Source organism: Bradyrhizobium sp. CB3481, assembly GCF_029714305.1.
Classification (GTDB): domain Bacteria; phylum Pseudomonadota; class Alphaproteobacteria; order Rhizobiales; family Xanthobacteraceae; genus Bradyrhizobium.
In genome coordinates this window covers 2968130-2986078 of record NZ_CP121647.1, presented here as the reverse complement: position 1 = coordinate 2986078, position 17949 = coordinate 2968130, and the positions used below count along the sequence as shown (strand labels likewise).

At 60.0% G+C, this 17949-nt stretch carries 16 protein-coding genes; 9 read left to right on the top strand and 7 right to left on the bottom strand.

Features of this window, described 5'->3' with window-relative positions; all coding sequences use genetic code 11:
• Positions 1-89: 89 nt before the first annotated feature.
• Together QA643_RS14295 and QA643_RS14290 are read left to right on the top strand one after the other, a co-directional pair.
• A complete protein-coding gene (locus QA643_RS14295; protein ID WP_283033773.1) occupies positions 90-1271 on the top strand; it encodes a recombinase family protein in 1182 nt (393 codons plus the stop codon).
• Positions 1223-2017, top strand: a complete 795-nt coding sequence (locus tag QA643_RS14290; protein ID WP_283033772.1) for a hypothetical protein — start codon at positions 1223-1225, stop codon at positions 2015-2017. Before QA643_RS14295 ends, QA643_RS14290 begins: the two co-directional genes overlap by 49 nt.
• Positions 2018-2566: 549 nt before the next feature.
• Here QA643_RS14290 and QA643_RS14285 read toward each other — a convergent pair.
• The 4 genes from QA643_RS14285 to QA643_RS14270 form a co-directional block, all read right to left on the bottom strand.
• Positions 2567-3544, bottom strand: a complete 978-nt coding sequence (locus QA643_RS14285; protein WP_283033771.1) for a HEAT repeat domain-containing protein — start codon at positions 3542-3544, stop codon at positions 2567-2569.
• A 3-nt stretch (positions 3545-3547) separates the two neighbouring features.
• The gene (locus QA643_RS14280; protein ID WP_108522320.1) at positions 3548-3781 is read right to left on the bottom strand and encodes a ferredoxin family protein; all 234 of its coding nucleotides are present in this window, start codon (positions 3779-3781) and stop codon (positions 3548-3550) included.
• Between the two features lie 33 nt (positions 3782-3814).
• Positions 3815-5557: a fumarate reductase/succinate dehydrogenase flavoprotein subunit gene (locus QA643_RS14275; RefSeq protein ID WP_283033770.1), complete on the bottom strand. Its 1743-nt coding sequence runs from the start codon at positions 5555-5557 to the stop codon at positions 3815-3817.
• Positions 5558-5719: 162 nt separating this feature from the next.
• The gene (locus QA643_RS14270) at positions 5720-6493 is read right to left on the bottom strand and encodes a ferredoxin--NADP reductase (protein WP_283034801.1); all 774 of its coding nucleotides are present in this window, start codon (positions 6491-6493) and stop codon (positions 5720-5722) included.
• A 472-nt stretch (positions 6494-6965) separates the two neighbouring features.
• Here QA643_RS14270 and QA643_RS14265 point away from each other — a divergent pair, with 472 nt between their 5' ends.
• From QA643_RS14265 to QA643_RS14245, 5 genes are all read left to right on the top strand, one after another.
• Positions 6966-7271 carry a DUF971 domain-containing protein gene (locus QA643_RS14265; protein ID WP_283033769.1) on the top strand — a complete coding sequence of 102 codons (306 nt, stop codon included), beginning with the start codon at positions 6966-6968 and terminating at the stop codon, positions 7269-7271.
• A gap of 113 nt (positions 7272-7384) precedes the next feature.
• On the top strand, positions 7385-8173 hold the full coding sequence (locus QA643_RS14260) for a Crp/Fnr family transcriptional regulator (RefSeq protein WP_283033768.1): 789 nt from the start codon (positions 7385-7387) through the stop codon (positions 8171-8173).
• Positions 8174-8336: 163 nt separating this feature from the next.
• Positions 8337-9758 carry an ABC transporter substrate-binding protein gene (locus QA643_RS14255; RefSeq protein WP_283033767.1) on the top strand — a complete coding sequence of 474 codons (1422 nt, stop codon included), beginning with the start codon at positions 8337-8339 and terminating at the stop codon, positions 9756-9758.
• A complete protein-coding gene (locus QA643_RS14250) occupies positions 9755-10660 on the top strand; it encodes an ABC transporter permease (protein WP_283033766.1) in 906 nt (301 codons plus the stop codon). Before QA643_RS14255 ends, QA643_RS14250 begins: the two co-directional genes overlap by 4 nt.
• Entirely contained in the window at positions 10657-11529 is an 873-nt protein-coding gene (locus tag QA643_RS14245) for an ABC transporter ATP-binding protein (protein WP_283033765.1), read from the top strand. The genes QA643_RS14250 and QA643_RS14245 overlap by 4 nt, the downstream gene beginning before the upstream one ends.
• Before the next feature lie 113 nt (positions 11530-11642).
• Here QA643_RS14245 and QA643_RS14240 read toward each other — a convergent pair whose 3' ends face one another.
• The 3 genes from QA643_RS14240 to QA643_RS14230 all read right to left on the bottom strand — a co-directional run bounded on the left by QA643_RS14240 (position 11643) and on the right by QA643_RS14230 (position 15373).
• Complete coding sequence (locus QA643_RS14240; RefSeq protein WP_283033764.1) at positions 11643-13925, bottom strand: TonB-dependent siderophore receptor; 2283 nt, start codon at positions 13923-13925, stop codon at positions 11643-11645.
• Positions 13926-14290: 365 nt separating this feature from the next.
• Entirely contained in the window at positions 14291-14809 is a 519-nt protein-coding gene (locus tag QA643_RS14235; RefSeq protein ID WP_283033763.1) for a hypothetical protein, read from the bottom strand.
• Positions 14810-14905: 96 nt separating this feature from the next.
• Positions 14906-15373, bottom strand: a complete 468-nt coding sequence (locus QA643_RS14230; protein WP_283033762.1) for a metallophosphoesterase family protein — start codon at positions 15371-15373, stop codon at positions 14906-14908.
• Between the two features lie 360 nt (positions 15374-15733).
• Here QA643_RS14230 and QA643_RS14225 point away from each other — a divergent pair, with 360 nt between their 5' ends.
• Positions 15734-16843, top strand: coding sequence for a BMP family ABC transporter substrate-binding protein (locus tag QA643_RS14225; RefSeq protein ID WP_283033761.1), 1110 nt, complete (start codon positions 15734-15736; stop codon positions 16841-16843).
• Positions 16840-17949, top strand: a complete 1110-nt coding sequence (locus tag QA643_RS14220; protein WP_283033760.1) for an ABC transporter permease — start codon at positions 16840-16842, stop codon at positions 17947-17949. The genes QA643_RS14225 and QA643_RS14220 overlap by 4 nt, the downstream gene beginning before the upstream one ends.

Below are 17949 nucleotides of genomic sequence, written 5' to 3'. Positions count from 1 at the left end.
GCTCTGACGGACAACCGCTCCCACCGAGAATGAAGCGCGAGACTCCTATAATACCGCCGGATCGACCTGACGAGGCAGTTTTCCGGTATGTGCGGGAACTTGCCAAACGGCACGCGCGCGAGGATCATGAGGCCGAGATCGCGGCCCATAAGGCATCAGACCCCGCGATCAGAAGCCATGATCCGCGCCGCTATGCCCGATATTCTTCCGACCGTCAAAAGGATCGCTCGATCGAGGATCAAAATGCCATGCTGCGCGAGCTATGCGCGCGCGAGGGCATGGCGGTCGTCATCGTGTTCGAGGATCGCGCGATTTCTGGCGCCGGAGCAATCAACCGCCCCGGCTTTCAGGCATTGATGCGCGCCGCAGAGGCGCAGTTATTCGATGTCATTGTGGCCGAGGACATGGATCGGCTTTTCCGCGACCAAGCTGACTACCACACGACCCGCAAGCACCTCGATCATCTCGGTGTCGCGATCCACACCGCGAGCGGCAAGGTCGGCAAGCTCGATGGTGCGCTGCGTGCACTCATGAGCGAAATGTACATTGAGAACCTTGTGCTGCATACGCGGCGCGGGCTCGAAGGAGTGATCCGCGACGGCCGGCATGCTGGTGGGCGCGCGTTCGGCTATCGTGCGGTGCCGGGCAAGCCCGGCGAGCTGGAGATCGTCGAGGAAGAGGCCGAGATCGTTCGCCAGATTTTTGCCAACTACATCGCAGGCAAGACGCCTCGCCAGATCGCGCACGATCTGAACAAGCGTGGCGTGCCCCCTGCGCGCGGACGCCTATGGAGTGCATCGACTATAAACGGCAACGTGTCACGCGGCGGCGGCATGATCCTGAATGATCTCTATGCCGGCCGCATCGTTTGGAACAAAGTTCGGATGGTCAAAGACCCTGTGACGCGCAAGCGCCTCTCGCGCCCCAACCCCAAGGATCAATACAAAATCGTCGAGGTACCACATTTGCGGATCGTTGACGATGCGACGTTCAGGGCGGCGCAAGCGATCAAAATCGAGCGGCGTCACAGCGCCACTCCGGCCACCGTGCAAAGGGCACGTGCGCCGAAACGGGTGTTCTCCGGGCTGATCAAATGTGGATGCTGCGGCGGCGGTATGGCGTCGAACGGCGCTGACCGCAAGGCGTTCGTCTGCAATGCAGCACTTACAAGGAAAGTGGCTCATGTACCAATAGCCGCCGCGTTTACCTCGACGACATTGAGGTGCTGGCGATCAAGGGATTGCGCCAGCACCTCTCGAGCCCCGAGATGATCGCGGCATATGTCGATGCCTATAACGCCGAGCGCAAACGGCTGAAGAAAGAGGCAAACGCCGAGCGCACTCGGATGGAACGGCGCCTCGGCGAGATCGAGCGCGAGATCAAGCGGATCGTCGATTTTATCGTCAAGGGCACGGCGACGGACGCGCTCATTCCTCGGATGAACGAATTGGAAGCCGAGCGCAAGACGCTCGCCGCGAGGCTCGAAGAGGCCAAGGAAACCGACAACGTCGTCACCCTGCACCCCAAGGCCCTCGACCGCTACAAGCGCGCGGTGATGGAGCTGGCCAATGAGTTCAAGCACGGCACGCCGACCGAGTTTGCGACCGTCCGTGAGCTGGTGACTGCGATCATCGTGCATGCCAGCCCGAGCCGCCCCGGAGGCGCTGGTACTAAGGCCAATGCTGAGGATGACCGGAGTGTTCGGATCGAAGGGTCGCCTCGCCGCTCTATGCGGCAACCCTGCCCTGTTTCCCAATATGGCTACGTCGCGGGGATCGTTGGTAGCGGGGGAGCGACTCGAACCCCGACATCAATCTTTCTCTTTACTGTGATCAGCAGAACTCTTCGGCGTAGAGATAACCATCGAGCGCAGCCGGCCTTCAGCACGACCAGCTCTGAAGTCGCAGATCAGCGCCCTACCTTTGCGGCCCGACTTTCCATCGCGCCCAAACTCGCGCGGGTCTCACATCACCCAAAAAGCGACGATCCGCACTTGCTCTCGATAGATTTTTCTTGATCTCCCGGTGCACACGTCGTGCACACGCTGCCCTCTAACCGTTTGAAAAACTTGAACTCTCGCTCCAATCCATCATGGGCGCAATGCAAAATCGATGCGCTAACATATTGATGTTATTTCGCTTTATCATCATGTCCGGTATAGCTGATTTTTGGGCCGGCACAAATTCAAAACTGACTGCTTCGCAAGAATCCGAGCTTCGCGCCGCGGCCGTTGCGCTCGCAACCGAGATCACAGAGGCCGCGCCCTCCTGGCGGTGCAGGCCACGCCCGCGACAATGCGCGCGGGTCTTGCCGAACGGGTGAAAACGCAGACCGAATATGAGCTATCCGAGCAGGCGAAGCTCATCACGACAGCAGATTTTCGCGAGGGAGTGCGCGCGGTCGCTGAACAGCGAGCCGGCCGATTTGTAGGGGCTTGACGCGCCAGAGCCCACGTCTTCGCACGGGCTGTGTCGTGGTGAACCAGTTACCTCGTGTCGCGGGGTATCTTACCCGCCGGACCATCTCGCCACTTTTGCTGGATACGTAGTACCCGCCATTCAGGTCGCTAAGAACTTGTCCTCGCCTTCCTGGCGGCGATCTGCTGGAGCGCCCAGCGCGAATTTTTTCTGACCTCGGGGTCGGGATCATTTGCGACCAGGACGAGAAACGGTTCCGCTGCCGGATCGGCAATTTCTCCCAACGCCGCTGCAGCTTCCTTGCGCAGATTTGCCTGCTCGTGCGTGATACAGTTTCCGATCGGATGAACCGCCCGGTCGATTTTCATCTTGCCAAGGCTTCTGATTGCCTTGAGCCGTACCTGCCAGAACTCGTCCGTCAACGCGGCGATCAATTGGTCCGCTGCAACTGAGCCGTTGGCATTCAGGCCGAGAGTCTCCGCAGCCATCTCGCGGACCATCCAGTCGTCATCCCCAAGCGTACGGGTGATCGATTCGGCCGCAGGCTTCATCTGCGAGAACGCCAGCGCGCTAACCGCCGCCCGCCTGACATGGGCATCCGGGTCGCCAGTAGATGCAGTGAGCGCGGGTATCGATTCCTCGAGCTTCAAAAAGCCAATCACGCCGATCGCCTGCACGCGAACCGCGGCATCGCTGTCCCTGAGCGCTTCCAGCGCGGGCTTGAGCGTGTCCTTGCGCCGTAGTTCCTTCAGCGCACGGAGTGCGCCCATCCGGACAAACGCGTGCCCGTGCTTGACCAAAGGCAATATCGCGTCGGCGCATGCCGGGTCCTTGAATTCAGCCATGCTGTCAGCCGCTGCAGAAGCGACCGCCTGCTCCGGATCGACCAGCAGTTTCGCCAGGGCCGCGGCCGAATCCGGGCCGTCGAACTCCCCGAGCGCCATCGCCACCTGCTGACGCACCCCCGCGTCGGGGTCCGTGACCATGCCGGTCAGATGCCCAACGGCCGCAGGATCCCCGGAATGTCCAAGCGCAATGATCGCGACCCGGCGCTCGCCCGGATGGGCAGCCCCTAGGCGCTCGTCGGCGTCTTCAAGATCGTCGTAGGACTCGAAAGGGCCCGACATGAATTACCTCAGGAGATAGGGAATGTTGACGGTAACGGCGCCAGTCGGACAATCGGCCTCGCAGGGCATGCAATACCAGCACTCGTCATAAGCCATGAAGGCCTTTCCGGTCATGTCACTGATGCGAAGCACGTCGAGCGGGCAAACATCGACACAAACGGTGCATCCCTTGTCCGCGATACATTTGGCATCATCGACGACGACCGGCACAGAGGTCTGATAACTGGCGAGAGGCATTGCTAAATCTCCTGTTGCTTCGTTGCGGGGCCGTTACGCGCTGGCGCGGATACGTTGCTTGTCGTAGAGATCCTTCTCCTCGTCGGCGATCGGAACGACGTATGGCTCCACATCCCGCTTCTCGCTGGTCATCGCGCCATTCTTCTTGCTGAGAAGTGTGTGGCAGAACCAGTTCTCGTTGTCCTTGTCCGGGAAATCGGTGCGGAGGTGATAGAGGCCCCAGCGGCTTTCCTCGCGGAAAAGGGAAGCATGGGCAGCCATGTCGGCACAGTCCAGTATCGACTGGGTTTCGAGCGCGCGAAGCAGTTCGTGCGAGTTGCGCGCAATCATTTGCTGCTCCATGTCCTCACGGACCTCCGCCAACCGGCGCTGACCGAGTTCGAACTTGCGCGTGACCTTCGGCGGCTGCAGATAATCGTTCACGAGCCGACGGGTTTTGTATTCGATCTGGTTCGGCGGGATACCGTCTTCCCGCTTGGTCGGTGCCATCACGCGGTCCCGCTCCTTGGCAACGTCAGCGGCATCGAACGTTGCGAAGTCGTGATTGTCCGCAAACTCCATCGCGTCGGTGCCCGCGACCGAGCCGTTCGTAAAAGCGCCAAGCATGTAGTTGTGAGGTACGCTGGCCATATCGCCGGCAGCGTAAAGACCGGGCACGGTCGTGCGCGCAAAATCATCGACGAACACACCGGACGCGCTGTGTCCCGAACAGAACCCGATCTCGGAGATGTGCATCTCGATCGATTCGGTCCGATAGTCGATACCCCGTCCCTTCTGGAACAGCCCGCGCGTCGGCCGCTCGACCTTGTGGAGCGTAGACTCGATTTCCTCGATGGTTTTCTCATGAAGATGCGACAGCTGAAGGAACACCGGCCCCTTGCCCGACGATAATTCGTTGTAGAACTCGAGCATCATCTGGCCCGACCAGTAATCGCATTCGATGAAGCGCGATCCTTCGTTGTTGGCGGTGAACGCACCGAAGGGACCGGCGACATAGGCGCAGGCCGGTCCGTTGTAATCCTTGATCAGCGGATTGATCTGGAAGCATTCGAGGTTCGCGAGTGCCGCGCCGGCATGATAGGCCATCGCATAGCCGTCGCCTGAATTGGCGGCATTCTCGTAGGTACCGAACATATAGCCGGAGGTCGGAAGCCCGAGGCGTCCCGCCGCGCCCATGCAGAGGATGACAGCCTTGGCCTTGATGACCAGGATTTCGGCAGTGCGGGTATTGACGCCGATGGCTCCCGCCACGCGCCCGTCGCTCGACGTCAGCAAGCGTGTCGCCATATACCGGTTCGAGATCAGGATTCGCGCGCGCCGGAGTTGCCGGTAAATCGCTTTCTTCACCGTCTCGCCGTTCGGCATCGGCAGCACATAGGTGCCGATGTGGTGCACTTTCTTGACCGCGTAATCGCCATTCTCGTTTTTCAGAAAGCGGATGCCGAAGCTGTCGAGCTCCTCGATGATCTTGTAGCAATTCTGCGCATACTTGTAGACCGCCTTCTGGTCGACGATTCCGTCATTCGCAATGGTTATTTCCTTGGTGTACTGCTCCGGTGTCGCATAACCGGGAATGACGGCGTTGTTCAACCCGTCCATTCCCATCGAGATCGCGCCCGACCGCTTGACGTTCGCCTTTTCGAGCAGAACAACATTCGCCTTGGGGTTTTTCAGCTTGGCCTTGAGTGCGGCCATCGGCCCGGCCGTTCCGCCGCCGATAACGAGCACATCGCAGGAAACTTCCGAAAGCCCGTCGACGATCTCATCCATTGCCATTACTCGCTCCTGGTTCGGCGTGTTCGCCGTCTTGGTGCTAGATTTGTTCGGCTGTCCCTTCGGCGATAGCAATTAGTTGTCGCCGGTGAGAGAAACCCATTGTTTGGGCCTGCTGCCGAAATCGAGGTCAGCTTTTGAACAACAAATAGGCAGACTCGACCATTATCGTTCGACGAAAGCCTTCTCGATCACGAAGTGGCCCGGCTCGCTGTGATTGCCTTCGACAAAACCGCGCTCCGTGAACATGTCGCGGAGTTCCTCCAACATGCCGGGGCTGCCGCACAACATGACGCGGTCCGTCTCCCTGTCCAGCAGGGGTAGTCCGACGTCGTTGAATATCTGGCCTGATTCGATCAGGTCGGTGATGCGGCCACGGTTGCGAAACGGCTCGCGAGTCACGGTCGGATAATAGATGAGCTTGTCGGCGAGCAACTGTCCGAACAACTCATCCCGTCGAAGCTTCTCCACCAGGCGTTCGCCGTAGGCCAATTCGGAGACTTGGCGGCAGCCGTGGGCGAGAATGATCGTCTCGTAGGACTCATAGACTTCCGGATCCTTGATGAGGCTGGCGAACGGCGCGATGCCGGTGCCGGTCGAGAGCAGCAGCAGCCGCTTTCCCGGCATAAGGTTTCCGGTGATGAGTGTACCGGTTGCCTTGCGACCAACGAGGATAATGTCTCCCTCCTTGATCTTCTGCAGGCGCGAGGTCAGTGGTCCATCACTGACCTTGATGCTGAAGAATTCGAGGGCGTCCTCATGATTGGCGCTGGCCATGCTGTAGGCGCGAACAAGCGGGCGTCCATCGACCTCCAGCCCGATCATTGCAAATTGTCCATTCTGAAAGCGGAACCCCGGATCGCGCGTGGCTGTAAAGCTGAACAGGGAATCGGTCCAGTGTTTCACCGAGAGAACCGTTTCCTTCTGAAATACGCTCATCGTTCTTCTCCTCCTTCGATAGCTCGATCGCCAAAAAGCGCTTGTCTGCGCGACGATGGAACGTTGGGTGAGAAGCGACAATGTCGCAACGACGGACTTCAATCCTTGGTCGATTAGTTTCTAATTTTTCGCGGGGCTCCATCAGAACGAATGATACATAACGTAAGTCAACGACAACCCGATCAGGATCACGGAAAGAATCAACAAAAGTACGATGGGTTTTAGGCCGAAGGCACGGATGCTCCTTCAGAGGCGATACCCGGGATATCCCGCCAAAGCCGGTTCGGCTCGATGATCCCTCCCGACCGGTGCAACATTTTCCTACCCCGCGCGATGCTTGCGAAGTGCTGTTCGCGATGCTGACGCGGGACAAGCAAGTAATTTCCAAAACCGGCGTTCGGAGCACACCGGCAATTAGTTGCTATCTGTGCAATCACTCGGAGAGTAGCCTTCCCCGAGGATGGATTTGCCGATGTCGATGCCACCACCGATTGCCGCGGAAGGAACGAATTGCGAGGTAAGCGCCGATCTCGCATCACTATCCATGCTCGCAAGCGGCGGATCACGGGTCACTCTTACGGCGGAGAAGCTTCGGCTATCCTGCAAATGCGCACATTGCACCCGCGCACGCTTCGACGAACGCTTCCCCGATGGTTTCCCCGGGATCGCCATCGTAGGGGTCGCCGACCTCGGCTACGGTCTGAATATTTCGTTCTCGGACGGGCACAACCGGGGCATCTACCCCAAAAGCTATTTGGTCCACTTGGCCGAGCCTTGATTCTATTTGTGTTTTCTGCCCGCGTCTTTGGCGGCAATGATCAAGGCAATGGTCAATCTGGCACGAAGATTGCTGCTTTTTAGATCAGTTCTCAAGTGATCTGGAGACCGGCAATGTTGCTGCAGGCTGGAAATGGGGTGCGCGGAAGCTCGCCTTCGGCTGCGGCTGCGGCTGCCGCGACCAAATCAACCTCATCCCTGCTTCTCACCGAGAACCAGCAATTGATCGGCGGTCCGCCGTCGCTGATGGAAAAGCTGACGCCACGCGAGCGGGAGATCGTCCTGAAACAGGGGCGCCGCAAGGTCCTCAGTCGGGGGCAGACGATCTTCAGTCAGGGCGCAAAGCATGACGGTATATTCCTGATCGAAAGCGGCCGAATCCGCGTGTTTTATTCCTCACCGCTCGGCCGCGAAATTACCCTCGCCTATTGGCATGCCGGCAATTTCGTGGGCGGGCCGGAGGTCTTCGATACCGGGATTCATCAGTGGTCCGGCGTCGCCTCCAGCAATTGCAGCATCGTGCAGCTTCCCGGGAAAGAACTGCGAACGCTTGCAACTGAAATACCCAATCTCGCGATCGGTCTGATTGAGGGGCTTGCGTTCAAGGGCAAATGCTATTCGGCGCTTGCGCAGATGTTGGGAACGCGCTCGATCACGCAGCGGCTGGCGCACCTTCTGTTGCACCTGATGGAACTATACGGCGTCGAGGATCCGGACGGGGTCGTTATCGCGGCTGCCTTCACCCACGCCGACCTAGCGCACATGGTAGGCGCAACCCGGCAGTGGGTGACGATCAGCCTCAAGCGAATGCAGAAAAGGCGGATCGTGCTGACGAAGCGGTCCCAGATCGTGGTCTGCCTGCCAAATATTCTGGAAGAAATGCGCGGTCAGGCATCGGATTGAGCTTGGGTGCACACGTAAGCGGCTTTGCACGGAAGATTTGCCCAACGAGTATGCAGCCGGCCTTTAACGGCAACTAATCTACTCCGATGGCCAGTCCGCATTTGCCTGGAACGCTGGCCCAACCAATCATGGGTGCAGTGCTTCCAACCGAATGAGGATGAACATGGTCCGCCAAGTCCACTCACTCTCGATAGCGATTTCCATAGCGTCCGTGGTCTTGGCTTTCGCGCAGCCTGCCCGAGGTGAGACGGTCACAATCGGGATCGGCACCCAGGACACCACGACCAACACCGTGACGACCGGGATCGTCATCCGCCAATTGCGCCTCCTGGAGAAGTACCTTCCAACGGACGGCAAATATGCCAACATCAAGTTCGAGCTCGAATGGCAGAACTTCACCTCGGGTCCTCCCGTCACCAACGGCATGATGGCCAACAAGCTGCAGTTCGGTGCGATGGGAGATTATCCCCTCGTCGTCAACGGGTTCACGTTCGAGAAGAATCCTGAAAGCAAGAGCCGCCTGGTCGCGGTTGCAGCTTACAGCATGTCCGGCTCTGGCAATGGTCTCGTCGTCCATAAGGACTCGCCGTATTATGAGTTTGCGGACCTCAAGGGTAAGCTGGTCAGCGTCCCCTTTGGATCGGCCGCCCATGGTATGGTTCTGAAGGCGATGCAGGACAGGGGCTACCCGGCGGATTTCTTCCAGCTGGTCAGTCAAAGTCCTGAAGTCGGTTCGACGAATCTTCAGGAGAAGAAGATCGACGCCCACGCTGATTTTGTCCCGTTCGCCGAGTTGTTGCCGTTTCGCGGATTTGCCCGCAAGATATTCGACGGCGTGGAGACGAACCTGCCGACCTGGCACGGCGTCGTGGTCCGCACCGACTTCGCCGAGAAATATCCAGAAGTCGTCGCCGCTTACATGAAGGCGATCATCGCCGCCAACCGGTGGCTCCGCGCCGACCCCAAACTGGCGGCAGAGAAAGTCGCGGAATGGACCGGCATCAGCAAGGAAGTCGTCTACATCTTCCTCGGTCCGAGCGGCAACATGACCACCGACCCCACCATCAAGCCAGCCCTGATCGATGCGGCGGAAGTCGATGTCAAGGTGCTTCAGAACCTTGGACGAATGAAGGAATTCGATCCAAAGAGATGGGTCGACGACTCGTACATCCGCAAGGCCTATGCCGACATGAAACTGGACTACGCCGCCCAGCTCACGAGCAGCAAGAACTACGAGATTTCCGGCGACGACAAGTTCTGCAAGAAGCCGATTTCTGAGCCCCGCAAGTCCGGCGAAGTGTGGGTCGAAGATGAAGGCATCCTTCCGTTCAGCAGCGCCACCTGCACGCTCGGTGCCTACGCGGACTTCAAGTCCAAGGGAAAGAAGATCAACGTCACTTATGTCTTCGACACGGCGCGCGGCATCAAATTGTTCGCCGACCAGGCCTTCTTTGCGGTCGCCGGCGGCGATATCGCGCCCTTCCTGCTGAAGAAGGACGCCGAAGCTTACGCCGCAAAGAACAACGGCAAGGTTCTTGGTTTCGAAGACGCGGTGAAGTCGGCCGTGGGCGGAGGCAAGACATGAGCAGTAGCCCTGCGCATGCGCTGCATCCGGCGGAGCGCAAGACACCCGCGATCGCTGCCGAACTGGTTCCCACCGTGGAGCCGATCCACAATCCCGTCACGGTCGGCGTTCTGGCCGCGCGCTGGTTCCGACTCAACAAGGGCCGTCTGCGCGCTACGCTGATCGGCGCCCTATCGCTGGTGGCATTTCTGATCGTCTGGCACCTCCTGACGAAATACCGCGTCGTGTTCTTCGTGCGGTTCACCAACGTCCCTTCCCCACTTGCGGTCTACGAAAGCTTCACAACCGCAATCCACGACCCCAAATTCCTGATGCATGTTCTGCTGAGCTGCCGCCGAATCATATTCGGCTTCTCGCTGGCGGCACTTGTCGCGATACCGCTCGGTCTCGTCATGGGCCGCTTCAAGCTGATCCACGAAATAGTGTTCCCTGTTGCCGAGGTCCTGCGTCCGATTCCGGCGATCGCGTGGGTGCCGATGGCGATCATGCTGTGGCCGACCAACGAACAGAGCATCGTCTTCATCACTTTCCTCGGTTCGTTCTTCCCGATCTTGGTGAATACGCTGCACGGCATGGTTCTGGTTGATCCGGTGCTGGTCCGGGCCGCACGGTGCCTCGGGGCACGGGAAGCGTCGATTTTTCGCGAAGTGTATTTCCCGGCTTCACTTCCGCACATTTTCACCGGGCTTACCGTCGGGATGGGCGTTGCGTGGGTTTCGCTGATCGCGGCTGAGATGATCTCCGGCCAGTACGGCATCGGCTATTTCACCTGGGAAGCCTATTCGCTGGTCCAGTACGCAGACATCGCACTCGGCATGATTGCGATCGGCGTGCTCGGCCTGACGTCAAGTCTGCTGATCCGGTCTGCCGGAAGGCTCGCAATGCCTTGGGGACGCACATGAGTCTGATCGAGGCAAAGGAGGCCGAAGGCCACGTCGAGGTCAAGAACTTCGCGCTGAGCTATGAGACGATCGATGGGCCCGTCGCCGCCGTTACGGACACCCAAATCCATGTCAAGCCGGGTGAATTTGTTTCGATCGTCGGCCCATCAGGTTGCGGAAAATCCACGCTATTGAACGCGGTCGCGGGCTTCCTGAAGCCTACTGCTGGAACGGTCACGGTCGACGGCGAAGAGGTAAAGGGTCCTAGCGCCGAACGCGGGATGGTCTTCCAGCAATATTCTCTTTTCCCTTGGAAGACCGTTCAGGAGAACGTCGAATTTGGACTGAAGATGCGCGGCATGGACCGTTCCCGTCGCGATAGAGCTGCTCGCACCCTGCTCGGACTGGCCGGCCTTGAGGCGTTCGGAAAGCATTACCCAGACCGCCTTTCCGGCGGCATGAAGCAACGCGTCGGTATTGTGCGAGCATTGGCGACAGGGCCGAAAGTTCTTCTACTCGATGAGCCCTTCGGTGCCCTGGATGCGCAGACGCGGGTCATCATGCAGCAAATTCTCAATAACATGTGGCAACGGCTGAAAATCTCAGTCCTGTTCGTGACCCACGATATCGACGAGGCGATCTTCCTTTCCGACCGCGTATACTGCATGACGGCTCGCCCCGGCTCAATCAAGGCGGAAATTCCCATTCCGCTGGAACGGCCCCGCCAACAATCGATGATGATGTCGTCGGAATTCCTTGCCTTGCGACGCGGCCTGATGTCGTTGATTCGTGAAGAAAGCCTGAAAGCAATGGGCGGAGAAATCAGCGACCAAGGTTTGCAGGGGCTCAATATAGACTTGCACGGGCAGTCGTTGGCTGACGTACTTTGAAATAGCAGTTCCTGGAGAACCGGTCAGCGACCGAAATTTCGGCCGCTCGCTGAACGGCTTCGCGGCGGAAGTGTTTGGCATTCCGCTTCCGCCACCGACAGCATGTGCAGCAACTACATGTCCACGGTCATCGACAGGAGGTACGTGCGCGGTGCCCCCAGGAAGAACGTTCCGAATGAGGCCACGCTGGACCAGTAATTTTCACCGGTCACGTTCTGAACGTTGGCGCGGAAAACCGTCTTCCTGCCGTTGATCGCCGTCGTGTAGCGGGCGCCGAGATCGAGGCGGGTCCAGTCCGGGATCGGCTGCTTGTTGTCCGCATCGACGAACTGCCGGCCCGTGTAGATGACCGCGCCGTTCAAGGTGAGCCCGCTCACCCATGGCAGATCCCACTCGGCGCCGATATTGGCCTGTACGTTTGGAACGCCGATTGGCGTATTGCCCACCCGCGTCGCGATGGCTGATTTCGTGAGGGTGCCGTCCAGCAGCGAAACGCCTCCGAGGATGCGAACGTCGGGCCTGAGTTCGCCGAACACGTTGAACTCGAGCCCGCGCACCTGCGTTTCAGCGGTCGCCGCGGCGCGCCCAGCCACCAGTTCGCCGCTCCCCTTCGATATCTCGAAGGCGCTGAAGGTGGTTGCAATCCGGCCGAAGTCCACCTTGATGCCGGCCTCGTACTGTTTGGCGATGTGGGGCGGGAGCAGTTCGCTGCCATTGGAAACATTCGGCTGCGACGGCGCTATATCGCCCCGACTTAGACCTTCGATGTAATTGGCATACAGGGAGACGTTCTCCAGGGGACGAACAACGAGCCCGACTACAGGGGTGGTCGCGCTCTTGTCATAAGAATTTCCGATCGTTCCGACATTGGGAATATAGTTGGTCGCCTCGATGCCCTGGCGCCGGACACCCAGCGTCAGCAGAACGCGCTCATTGAGCACAGACATGGTGTCAGCGATCGAGAGCGCCGTGAGATTGCTTTCCGAAAGCCGAGGGCGGCCGGGGATCTCGTTTGCGAACTGAGTTGGCGCAAGCGTCGGACTATAGATGTTCGACGTCATCGCGGTGCCATTGGTGGTCCGCCGGAACAATTCATCATGATAGACCGAGCCCTGGAAGGTGACGGCATGGCGAACGAACCCAGTATCGAACCTCGCGCGGACGCCGGCATCATAGGTTTGCCGATCGATGCTGAGCCCGAAGAATTGCGGCGTCGAGGTAGTGTTGCCGCCCACACTGGTGATCGTCGGCAGACCGAAGAACCGCTCGACATTGGTGTGCGATCCGCCGACATCGGCGAACAGCGTCACCTGATCGGTTAGATCGTATTCGTTGCGCCACAGGACGGATTGATCGTTGATGCGCGACCACTCCCAGGGTTGCGTCACGTTGAGCCGGCCGTCCGGCGCCTTGGGCACTTGCAGGCCGGGAGCCATGAGGAACGGCCGTTGCGGCGCGGTAAATCGGTCGGTCTGCGCGAGGAGATAGAGCCAGGACCGGTATCGTTCGCCCTGATAGTCAAGTGCCAGCGCTCCAACGCCAGTCGTTTCAGACTGGCGGTCGATCGGCGTGTCGCCGCCGCGCAGGCTGCCGCTGGCGCGCACGCCCCATTCCCGGCCCTCGCCGTAGCGCCGCGCGACGTCCCAGTGACCGCCGAACCGGGAGGCCGAACCGTAGCTCGCAGTCAAGCGCGTCAAGTCCTCTCCCGCACGCTTCGGCACGACATTGATGACGCCGCCGACACCGCCGTTGGGTGCGATGCCCGACAGCGCAGCCGAGGGACCCTTGAGCACCTCGATGCGCTCGACGTAATCGGTGAAGATGCGGTAGCTCGGCGCGATGCCGTAAAGGCCTTCGAACGCGAACTCACCATTATTGCCTTCGTTGATCGGGAAGCCGCGAATGTTGAAGGAATCGACGATGCCGCCTATCGGGTGGGTGCTGCGCACGGAAGGATCCAGGATCAAGGCATCCGTACCCGTTGCCGCCTGCTGGTCGCGGATGAACTTGTCCGTATAACCAGCCACGTTGAACGGCGACTTCAAGGTGTTGGTGTTGCCGAGCATTCCGAGCCGCGCGCCTTGCGCGACCTGGCCACCCGCAAAGGCGGGCACGACACCCGGCGGCGACGGCGGCGGCTGGACGGTTTCAGCTTGCGGGGTGGCAGGCACCGTAGTGCGCCGTGAAGCCGATCGGACCCTGGCGTCACTTCGTTTGGCAGGCGCGCGGCGGACCGACTGTTGCGCTGGAGCATCGACCGTAACAGGTGGAAGGGAGCTGCCGCCTTGCGAAGTCTGGGATTGAGCCGGCGATTCGAACCACGCCAGCAACGCCACTCCACCCAGCAGAGTCGCACCAAAGCGACCTACCGTCCCAACACCACCTGCACGTCCCATTCCAGAAAATCCCCCATCAACACCACGTTGCTCCAACGCGAACTGGTTTCACGCTCGACCTGCAAAGATCATGGATCGAAGATCCGCTCTCCGCGTCCGATCGACACTTATGGCTCGTGAATCAGCGCCCCCGCAGATCCACACTCCGCGTTGGTTGCCTGTGGCCTATCGGCAATTCCGTTTAGAGAGGCGCCATGGTGACCGCAACGCAAATGCGTGCGCGGCGATTTAGAATGCCTCGATCATCGACGACTCGCGTCAGCTGACATCAAGTTTGGAAAAATTCCAAAAATGCTTTGCGAGATTCCAAGTCAGTGCTGGCAACCGAAGCAGAGTATTGGCCGGCAACCGCTTCGAACGGACACTTAACCCGCCCCTTCAGCCTCCGAGCCGGCGCGGCGGCGGTTTGGCACTTCGTTCAACAATCCGGCCAGTCGCAAGCCTTCCAGAATTCCGTCCAGCCGCTGCTCACGGATCGTCGCGGCGACCAGCGAAACGGCGTCCTGCTGCTCGATCGTGAAGTGCACGTCGGGCGTTTGCTCGGAGATCGCCTCGAAGAATGTCTGGGGATGTGTGACGTGATCCCTCACCGCATGCGTCGCGTCCTGCGCCAGGTAAGTCGCGCGATCGCCGTCGATCACGTCGAAACTGGAGTCATACCGGGTGCGGTCCTTTGTCGCCTGCCGAATCAGCTCGCTCTGCTGCTTGGCCTGCATGAAAAGCAGGAACACCGCATCCGGCAGATTTTCGCGCGGCACTTTCTTCAAATCGGCAATTCGCCCGTAAATAGTCTTGCCGAGGCGTTCGTTCCGCTCGAAGCGCGCCTGAGCTTCCGCGGCGTCACGCTCGCGCAGGTTCCTCTCTCGCCGCATTTTTCCAAACATGCTCGTGCCCTCCGGGCCGCGATATAGGTCAGTTCGCGCACCATAGGGAAGATCAAAATCGCCACAGACAGCGCGAACAGTTCCGCTGGATGCACATCACGCGATGCGATCAAGGTCATGTATGACCGGCTGAAGGCCGCTCGCGCCTAGTTCCATGGTAGCCAACGTAATCGGCAGGTTGAAACGCCGCGGCCCGGCACTTCCAGGATTTAGATAGAGCACACGGTCAATCGTTTCGACCCGCGCACGATGCGAGTGGCCGGAAACCACTACGTCAATTCCACAGGCGGCTGGATCGATCTGCAATTCCCCAAGGTCATGCAAGACGTAGAAGGAACGCTCCCTAAGCCGTAACGTCAGGGTGTCGGGATAATCTTTGGCCCATTCGCCGGTATCGACGTTTCCTCTGATCGCGGTAACAGGCGCAATCCGACGAAGTCCGGCCAGAACATCGGCACGACCGACATCGCCGGCGTGGATGATATGCGCCACGCCGGCAAGCCGCTGCTCAGCCTCGGGCCGCAGCAGCCCGTGAGTATCCGAGATGATTCCGATCCTCAGCACTGGGCTAGGTTCTTTGCGCGGTCGAGCGGCGTGTCCGACTTATCTCAAGGCGATTCACTACGTGTCCGTGCCCCGAGTTGCCGACGCCCTCAACCGGATCGAGGCGTCGAGCTGGCCTTAAGAAGTCGGCGGCGTGCTCAACCACGTTGCATACAATTCGCGAATGATGCTCATCATTTGGGCACATGACGCACTGCACAAGATTCGATCGAACGATCGCATCAAAACAGATTCAATTACTTAGGGCAGAATCCGCCTGGCGCCATCTCTGGCACGAACATTGCGACGACCCTCCCGAGCTCCGCCGGATCGGCGCAGCTGAAAAGGACAGGCGACCCAGTCGCCAGAGGGGAGCAGGCAATGGATTTTGGCAGGATTTCACGACGGCATTTGTTGCAAGGCGGCGCGGCCCTGACGCTTGGTTCGGCGCTTGGTGCGCGTTCCGCGCAGGCCGCCGACACCACGATCGGCTTCATCTATGTCGGGTCGCGCGACGACTACGGTTACAACCAGGCCCACGCGCAAGGCGCGGCGGCACTGAAGAAGCTGTCCGGCCTCAAGGTGGTCGAGGAAGAGAAGGTCCCCGAAACCGACGCGGTCGAAAAGACCATCGAGTCCATGATCAACCTCGACGGCGCATCGCTGCTGTTCCCGACCTCGTTCGGCTACTACAACCCGCACATGATCAAGATGGCGAAGAAGTTTCCGAAGCTTCGCTTCCAGCATTGCGGCGGGTTGTGGAGCGACAAGGATCCGACCAATGCCGGCAGTTATTTCGGCTATATCGACGAAGCCCAGTACATCTCCGGCATCGTCGCCGGCTATTCGACCAAGAGCGGCAAGCTCGGCTTCGTCGCGGCGAAACCGATCCCGCAGGTGCTGCGCAACATCAATGCCTTCACCCTCGGCGCCAGGCTTGCCAACCCGAAGGCGACCACCCAGGTGATCTTCACTGGCGACTGGTCGATGCCGGTCAAGGAAGCCGAAGCCACCAACAGCCTGATCGACCAGGGCGTCGATGTCCTCACCTGTCACGTCGACGGCCCGAAGACGATGGTCGAGAACGCCGCGCGCCGCGGCGCGATGGTCTGCGGCTATCACGTCAACCAGTCGCCGCTGGCGCCGAAGGCCTATCTGACCGGCGCGGAGTGGAACTGGGAAGCGCTGTATCCGAAATTCGTCAAGATGATCGCGGCCGGCGAAACGATTCCAAACTTCTATCGCGGCGGCCTGAAGGAAGAGATCGTGAAATGCTCGCCCTATGGCGAGGCCGTCTCGGCGGAAGCGCGCAAGCACGCCGACGACATCAAGGCCAAGCTGACCGAAGGCAGCTATACCATCTTCAAGGGCCCGATCATGGACAACAAGGGCAAGGCCGTGATCACGGCCGGCACCGACCGCGGCCAGAAAGACCCTGAGCTGGAGAAGATGGACTATCTGGTCGAAGGCGTGATCGGAGCGACTTCATGACGTCTGAGGCTGCGGATCCGGTCGAGGCGGTCGCAGTCTCTCCGGCCGCGGACCCCGGTTTTCTCCAACGTTACGGCACATCAATTGAATACATCCTGATCCCGGGCGCGGCGCTGGTCGGCGCGCTCGGTGTATTCGGCGTATTCGTGGCCCTGTTCGGCAAGAACCCGCTCGACCTGTACTTTTATATGTATCAGGGCGCGTTCGGCACCTGGTTCTCCTGGCAGAACACGCTGACTCGCGCGGCACCCTTGATCCTGACCGCATTATGTACCGCCCTGCCCGCGCAGCTCGGCATGGTCATCATCGGCGGCGAAGGTGCGCTCTTGATCGGCGCCTTGTCGGCGACCTCGATCGCGCTGGCCATGCCGTGGGCACCGCCGCTGGCGGTACAAATTGCAATGGTCTGCGCCGGCGTTGTGGGCGGCGGGCTATGGATCACGCTGGCGGGCGCGCTCCGGCAATACCGCGGCGTCAACGAGACGATCTCCAGCCTGCTGCTGGTCTATATCGGCCTGGCGATCCTCAATCATCTGGTCGAAGGCGCGATGCGCGATCCGTCCAGCCTCAACAAGCCCTCGACCCGCGAAATCGGTGCCGCCAACATGATCGGCAGCATTCCCGGCACCGACGTGCATTGGGGGCTGGTGTTCGGCGTGGTCGCGGCCCTCGCCTCCTATATCCTGATCTATCACACCGTGTTCGGCTTCGCGGCGCGCGTGGCCGGCGGCAACATCCGCGCGGCAAAGATCGTCGGCCTCAGCGTCGGCAAATTGATCCTGACGATCTGCTTTCTCGCCGGCGGCGCGGCCGGCCTCGCCGGCATGATCGAGGTCGCCGCGGTGCAAGGCCGCACCAACGCCAATCTCGCAGCCGGTTATGGCTTCACCGGCATCCTCGTCGCCTTCCTGGCGCGGCAGAATCCGCTCGCCATCATTCCGGTCGCGATCCTGCTCGGCGGCATCAGCGCCAGCGGCGGGCTGTTGCAACGGCGGCTGGGCTTGCCGGACGCCTCCGTGCTGGTGCTGCAGGGGATCATCTTCGTCTTCGTTCTGGCCAGCGACGCGCTGTACGGGCGGATCGGCTTCCTGAAGGGAAAATCCTGA